Below are 6924 nucleotides of genomic sequence, written 5' to 3'. Positions count from 1 at the left end.
GTCTGACCGAATCCAAGGCCCTGCTCAAGACCCGCAAGCCTGGAGACGAGCATCCGCTGGTCGATCCCAAAGGGTTCCAGAAGCAGCTGGACGCGCTCCAGGCGGGTGCTGAACAGCGCCTGTCCATCGAGCGGGCGAAGAAGCCGAACTGACCGTCGCGTCGACAGCCGACCGCGACGCCGGCCGTCCCGAAGACGAAGGTCGAGTGTTCAGTTCGCCGGCAGAGCCCCTTTGGCGGTTCGCTGTTGTCGCAGGAGATCGCAAAGTGCCTGAGCAAAGCCTTCGGCCGCCGGCGAGGTGACTCGACGGATGGGCCGGTAGAGGCAGACCTGTCGCATGACTTCGGGCTCGATCACGCGCCGCATCGTCAGCCCCCAACGCTGCTCGGCCCACACGCCGACGTAGGCCGGCGACAGCGTGGCGGCCAACCCTGCCGCCGCGATGCCGAGCGCGGTCGACACGTTGTCGACCACGTCGATCGGCGTGATGCGCTCCTCATCAGGCAGGCCCAAACGCATTTGAGCCACGCTTCGCTCGTGGTCGCGACCGGCGGTGACGAGGGCGTGCGATCGAAGGTCGCGCCAGCGCACGCGCCGCTTGGTCGCCAGGGGATGGTCCGGCGCACACCAGAGCACCCAGGGGCTCTCGAACAGCGGCACGCGCTCCACGTCGTCCCCCGTGGGGCGATCGGGACCGATCGCGAAGTCGACATCCCCGTCTGCCACCTGATCGACCAGTTGCTCGACGGCTGCGTCCCGAATTCGCACCACCACCTTCGGCCGCACCTGACCGTAGCGCCGAATCGCGTCGGGAAGAATGGAGCTCGCAATGACCATCGGTGCCGCAACGCGCACCAATCCAGCAGCCCTGTTGCGCAGGTCGGCCGCAGCCGATTCGGCGAGCCGCAGATTCTTGAGCACCACCGAGGCCGAACCCAGAAACTCCCGTCCCGCAGCGGTCAGCGCCACGCGGCGCGTGCTGCGCTCGAAGAGCTTGAAGCCGACGGCCGCCTCGAGTTCGTTGACCAGCTGGCTGATGGCCGACGGGGTGAGCGCCAAACGATCGGCCGCGACGCTGAAGCTCAGGGTGTCGGCGACGGTTGCGAAGGCATCGAGCTGACGAACGCTGTAGCGGGGAAAAGCCATGGAGGTATTCTAAAGATCTACTAACAAATAGAGCAATATTTGTTGATTGTCTTCAAGACGATCGGGAGACACACTTCGAGCCGAAGCCCAGGACATCCAACAAAGAGACACCCCGATGCTCGATACCGCCATCCATCAGGCACTCGCCAAAGAGCTGCATCACTCCGAGCGGACACGCTTGCAGGTCGAGCACTTCTCGAAGCGCTACCCGGCGATGGAGATCGCCGACAGCTACGCTATTCAGCGCCAATGGGTGAAGCTCAAGGTGGCTGAAGGCCGCAGGGTCATGGGCCACAAGATCGGCCTGACCTCGCGCGCCATGCAGATCTCGTCGAACATCACCGAGCCCGATTTCGGCGCGCTCCTCGACGACATGTTCTTTCCCGAAGGCGCCGACATTCCGGCCGGCCGCTTCATCCTGCCCCGGGTCGAGGTCGAGCTGGCCTTCATCCTCAAGCAAGGGCTGCGCGGCGCCGACGTGGACATCTTCCAGGTACTGGCGGCCACTGACTACGTGGTGCCGGCCATCGAGATCATCGATGCCCGCATCGAGCAGTTCGACCGAATGACCAAGGCACCGCGCAAGGTGCTCGACACCATTGCCGACAACGCGGCCAATGCCGGCTTCGTGCTGGGCGGCAGGCCCTTCAAGGTCGATGCCGTGGACCTGCGCTGGTGCGGCGCGTTGCTCTACAAGAACGGCGTGATCGAGGAGTCGGGCCTGGCAGCCGCCGTGCTCAACCACCCGGCCAACGGCATCGTTTGGCTGGCAAAAAAGCTGGCGGCGCACGACGAGGGGCTGGAAGCCGGCGAAGTCGTCCTTGCAGGCTCGTTCACGAGGCCGGTGGCAGCAGCCGCCGGCGATGTCTTCCACGCCGACTACGGCCCTCTCGGTGCCATCGCTTTCAGATTCGTATGACCATGCAAACACCCGACAACATCTTCAAGCAGGCGCTCGCACGCAACGAGCCCCAGATAGGCTTCTGGCTGGCATTGGCCGACAGCTATGCGGCCGAGCTGTGCGCCGGCACAGGCTTCGACTGGCTGCTGATCGACGGCGAACATGCGCCGAACGACCTGCGCTCCATGCTGGCCTCCCTACAGGCCGTGGCCTCCTATCCCGTGCATCCCGTGGTTCRAATTCCGCACAGCGATCCGGCCTTGATCAAGCAGGTGCTCGACATCGGCGCCACCACGCTGCTGGTCCCGATGGTCGAGTCGGCAGCCGAGGCGGCCCAACTGGTGCGCGCCATGCGCTACCCACCACAGGGCATCCGCGGTGTGGGCAGCGCCATCGCCCGTTCGGCCCGCTGGTCGCGCTACCCGAACTACCTGCACGAGGCCAACGAGCGCCTGTGCCTGCTGGTGCAGGTCGAATCCCACGCAGCGCTCGAACAAGTCGGGGCCATCGCGGCGGTCGACGGCGTGGACGGCGTCTTCATCGGCCCGTCCGACCTGTCGGCCTCGATGGGTCACCTCGGCCAGCCCGCGCACCCCGAGGTGCGCGCCGCCATCGACACGGCGATCGATCGCATCGTCCGTGCCGGCAAGGCCCCTGGCATCCTGTGCGCCGACGAAGCGCTGGCCCGGCATTACCTGGGGCTGGGCGCGCGTTTCGTGGCCGTGGGCGTCGACACCAGCCTCCTCGTCAGGGCCGCCACCGGCCTCGCGGCACGCTTCAAGAACTCCGGCGCCGCGCCCGCAGCGGCCTCCAGCGGCCCGTACTGAGCTCGCCGAGGACACATCGCCATGACGAACGCGCTCGACGCGCTGCGGCGCAGCTTTGCCGGTCGCCTGCTTATCGACCCGRCCGACACCGCCCCCCTGCTGACCGACTGGCGTGGCAAGTGGACCGGCGTCGCCATCGCGGTGGCCCAGCCCGACACGGCCGCCGATGTCGCAGCCGTGCTGCGCTGGTGCCATACGCACCGCGTGCCGGTGGTGCCGCAGGGCGGCAACACGAGCCTGTCGGGCGGCTCGGTGCCCGACGACAGCGGCCGCGCGCTGCTGCTCTCGCTCACGCGCCTGAACAAGGTGCGCGCCATCGATACCGAGGGCAACACAATCACGGTGGAGGCCGGCGTCACGCTGCAGCAGGTGCAAGAGGTTGCGCGGGAGGCAGGTCGACTGTTTCCATTGAGCCTGGCGGCCGAAGGCAGCTGCACCATCGGCGGCAACCTGGCCACCAATGCTGGCGGCGTCCAGGTGCTGCGCTATGGCAATGCACGCGAACTGTGCCTGGGGCTGGAGGTCGTCACGCCGGAGGGCGAGGTGTGGGACGGACTGCGAGCGCTTCGCAAGGACAACACCGGCTACGACTTGCGCGACCTCTTCGTCGGCGCCGAAGGCACGCTGGGCGTCATCACGGCGGCGGTCCTGAAGCTTTTTCCTCCACCGGCCGCACGCGTGGCAGCGTTCGTCGCCACGCCAAGCCCTGCTGCTGCACTCTTACTCCTCCAACTGGCGCAGGCGCAATTGGGCTCACAGCTCACGGCGTTCGAATTGGTCAGCGATGCGTGTGTCGAACTGGTGCTCGACCACGTACCCGCCGCGCGCCGGCCCCTGACCGATGTCTCACCGTGGTACGTGCTGCTCGAAGTGTCCGACACCCAGGACGACGCTCATGCCCAGGCAACAATCGAAGGCCTGTTGGAGCGCGCGCTGGAAAGCGAACTCGCCACCGATGCTGCCGTGTCCGCGTCGCTGGCCCAGTTCGAGGCACTGTGGGCGCTGCGTGAGGACATCTCGGAGTCACAAGCGGCCTGGGGCAAGACCATCAAGCACGACATCTCGCTGCCGATCTCGCGCATCCCGGCATTCGTGGAAGCCACCAACGCAGCCGTGAAACAGGCCTTTCCGCAGGCGCGCATGGTGGTCTTCGGCCACCTGGGCGACGGAAATCTGCACTACAACGTGTCGCCCGACACCCCGCTGCGCGGGCCCGCCGAGGTGGCGGCATTCGAAGCGCTCGAGGCGCCACTCAACCGCCTAGTCCACGACGCCGTGGCGGCGCAAGGCGGCTCGATCTCGGCCGAACACGGTCTCGGCGTGCTGCGCCGCGACGAGTCGGCCCGCTACAAATCGCCCGTCGAGCTGAAGCTGATGCACGCCATCAAGCAGGCGCTCGACCCGCACGGACTGATGAACCCCGGAAAACTGCTGAGCTGACCCAAGGACCCCCTGATCATGACCGCTCCCCCCCTCAACGTCGCCGGCTTCGAGGTGTCGCCGGACCACTACATCGACGGCCGACGCGTGCCCTCGACCGAGACCTTCGAACTGCAGTCGCCGATCGATCAGCGGGTCCTCGGCCGCATCAGCGAAGGCACGGCCGAGCATGTCGATGCTGCCATCACCGCCGCAAAGAAAGCCTTCCCGGCCTGGGCCGCGCTCGGTGCGGCGGGACGAAAGCCCTATCTCGACCGATTTGCCGAGGAGATTGGCAAGCGCGCCGACGCTTTCTGCAACCTCGAGTCGAACGACGCCGGCGTGCTTCTTTCGCGTATGAAACATGGCGTGGTGCCACGCGCAATGCTCAACATCACGTACTTCGCCGAGCACGCATTGACGCTGCAAGACCGGCCGATCGAGACCGAGCAGGCCACCCACATCGTGCGGCACGACCCCGCCGGCGTGGTCGTGATCATCACGCCCTGGAACGCACCACTGATGTTGGCCACCTGGAAGCTCGGGCCGGCCCTGGCCGCAGGCGACACGGTGATCGTCAAGCCACCGGAATGGGCCCCGCTGACCAGTTCGCTGCTGGCCGATGCTGCACACGCAGCGGGCCTGCCGCCCGGCGTCTTCAACATCGTGCAGGGCTCTGGCGCCAACACCGGCGCCAAGCTGGTGAGCGACCCGCGACTGGCGCGTGTGTCCTTCACCGGTTCGGTCCCGACCGCCAAGTGGATCGCGCAGGCGGCCGGCGCCAACCTGGTGCCGTGCAGTCTCGAACTGGGCGGCAAGTCCCCGTTCATCGTGCTGGAAGACGCGGACCTCGACGCCGCCGCCTCGACCGGCGCACTGATGTACCGCAACGCCGGCCAGGTCTGCCTGGCGGGCACGCGATTCCTGGTGCATTCGAAGATCGCCGGCAAGTTCGTCGACGCCATGCGCAGCTATGTGAGCAAGCTCAATATCGGCGATCCACGCGATGAGGCGACCGAGGTCGGCCCGATCATCCACCCACGGCAGCTCGAACGGGTCAAGGCCTTCGTGGAGCGTGCCGTGGCCGACGGGGCCGAACTGCTCTGGGGCGGTGAGGAACACCCCTTCGGCAAGCAGTACTACCAGCCGACCATGGTCACGAGAGTGCGGCAGGACTCCGAGATCGTGCAGAACGAAGTCTTCGGCCCGGTGCTCACGCTGCAGACCTTCGACACCGACGACGAGGCCGTGGCCATGGCCAACGGCACGGACTACGGGCTGGGCGGCGTCTGCTACGGCGAGGTGGCGCATGCGACCGCCATCGCCGAGCGCGTGGCCACCGGCTTCATCTGGGTCAACTCCTTCGGCATTCGCGACCTGGCCGCTCCTTTCGGCGGCATCAAGCGCTCGGGTGTCGGCCGCGAGGGCGGCGACTGGAGTTTCGAATTTTTTTGCGACGTGAAAGACGTCGTCATTCCGAAGAAGCCCTTCCGGGCCAGCTTCAGCCAACGTTAAAGGAGAACCCGAAATGGGAAAAATCGTGGGCGCCGCCCTGGTCTCGCACCACCCCGGCTTGATGCAATGCGAGGAGTTTCGGGTGCTTCAAGGCGCCGGTGCCGATTCGGATCTGATTCCTGGCTATGCACGGTTGCGCCAGCGCATTGCCTCAGCCAGTCCCGATGTGGTTGTGATCTTCGACTCGCATTGGTTCACAACCGGCTACCACCTGGTCGATGGCGCCGAACGTTACCAGGGCACCTACATCTCCGATGAGATGCCCTGGTACCTGAGCGGCGTGCCCTACGACTATCGCGGGCACCCTGCCCTGGCCCTGGAGATCGAGGCCGTCTCCCGCGAGCAGGGCGGCTACAACCGCGTCATCAACCACCCCGAGTTGGGCAAGCAGTACGCCACCATCAACCTGGTGAAGCACTTGCGGCTCGAACACGCGAACCTGCCGGTGGTGACGGTGTCGTCCTGCCAGAACTGCGGCTGGCAGCACTTCCTGAAGTCAGGTGAAGCGATCGGCGAGGCGATACGCCGCAGCGGCAGCCTGCGCGTGCTCCTGCTGGCCTCCGGAGCGTTGAGCCACAAGTTCAATCCGATCGACTGGAAGCCGAATCATCCGCGCATCTTTCACGAGAGCAACGTGTCGCGGCCTGAAAACATCGAGAGCGACAAGAACGTCATCGAATTGCTCAAGCAAGGGCGCCACGACACCGTGCTCGAACGCTGGAACGGCGAATACCGGAAGCTGCCCTGGGAAGCGTTCGGTGCCCACTACCTGCAGATGCTGGGTGCACTCGGCGGCGCGGAGTGCCGTGCCAAGGGCGAGCAATTGTCCGCCTACGAGAACGCACGCGGCACCGGCAATGTCCACATGTGGTTCGGCAGCTGAACCCGGCACGAGATTGGAGATGAGCATGTACGAATTCCCCCCCGCGTCTTTGCCTGTCGTCATGCAGGGACCGCGCGTCGAGCGCAGGCACATCCTGCTGGGCGGCAGTCCCTTCTGGGGCACCGTGGTCGAAACTGGCGCCGAGGCCGGCCGGTTGCGCCTCGACGACGGGCGCCTCGTCGATCTCGCCGACGTCACGCACCTGCCGCCGGTCGCGCCGAGCAAGATCATCGC

Annotated in this window: 6 protein-coding genes and 1 pseudogene; 6 read left to right on the top strand and 1 reads right to left on the bottom strand. The window is 66.2% G+C overall.

Going from position 1 to position 6924, the window contains the following annotated elements:
- Window positions 1-209: 209 nt before the first annotated feature.
- Window positions 210-1145 carry a LysR family transcriptional regulator gene (locus AC1DY5_RS36170; RefSeq protein WP_478119303.1) on the bottom strand — a complete coding sequence of 312 codons (936 nt, stop codon included), beginning with the start codon at window positions 1143-1145 and terminating at the stop codon, window positions 210-212.
- A gap of 115 nt (window positions 1146-1260) precedes the next feature.
- On the opposite strand from AC1DY5_RS36170, the gene hpaH reads away from it, so the two are divergent.
- From hpaH to AC1DY5_RS36140, 6 genes and pseudogenes are all read left to right on the top strand, one after another.
- Window positions 1261-2064, top strand: coding sequence for a 2-oxo-hept-4-ene-1,7-dioate hydratase (hpaH, locus tag AC1DY5_RS36165; RefSeq protein ID WP_478119302.1), 804 nt, complete (start codon window positions 1261-1263; stop codon window positions 2062-2064).
- Window positions 2065-2066: 2 nt separating this feature from the next.
- Window positions 2067-2873, top strand: a complete 807-nt coding sequence (gene hpaI, locus AC1DY5_RS36160) for a 4-hydroxy-2-oxoheptanedioate aldolase (protein WP_478119301.1) — start codon at window positions 2067-2069, stop codon at window positions 2871-2873.
- A gap of 21 nt (window positions 2874-2894) precedes the next feature.
- Window positions 2895-4313, top strand: coding sequence for an FAD-binding oxidoreductase (locus AC1DY5_RS36155; protein ID WP_478119300.1), 1419 nt, complete (start codon window positions 2895-2897; stop codon window positions 4311-4313).
- An 18-nt stretch (window positions 4314-4331) separates the two neighbouring features.
- Window positions 4332-5807, top strand: a complete 1476-nt coding sequence (locus tag AC1DY5_RS36150; RefSeq protein WP_478119299.1) for an aldehyde dehydrogenase family protein — start codon at window positions 4332-4334, stop codon at window positions 5805-5807.
- A gap of 13 nt (window positions 5808-5820) precedes the next feature.
- A complete protein-coding gene (locus AC1DY5_RS36145) occupies window positions 5821-6690 on the top strand; it encodes a DODA-type extradiol aromatic ring-opening family dioxygenase (protein ID WP_478119298.1) in 870 nt (289 codons plus the stop codon).
- A gap of 25 nt (window positions 6691-6715) precedes the next feature.
- Window positions 6716-6924: pseudogene (locus tag AC1DY5_RS36140) on the top strand (fumarylacetoacetate hydrolase family protein); the annotation flags it as partial.

Source organism: Variovorax sp. P4_D9 (assembly GCF_056401695.1).
This window is presented reverse-complemented; position numbering and strand designations above follow the sequence as displayed.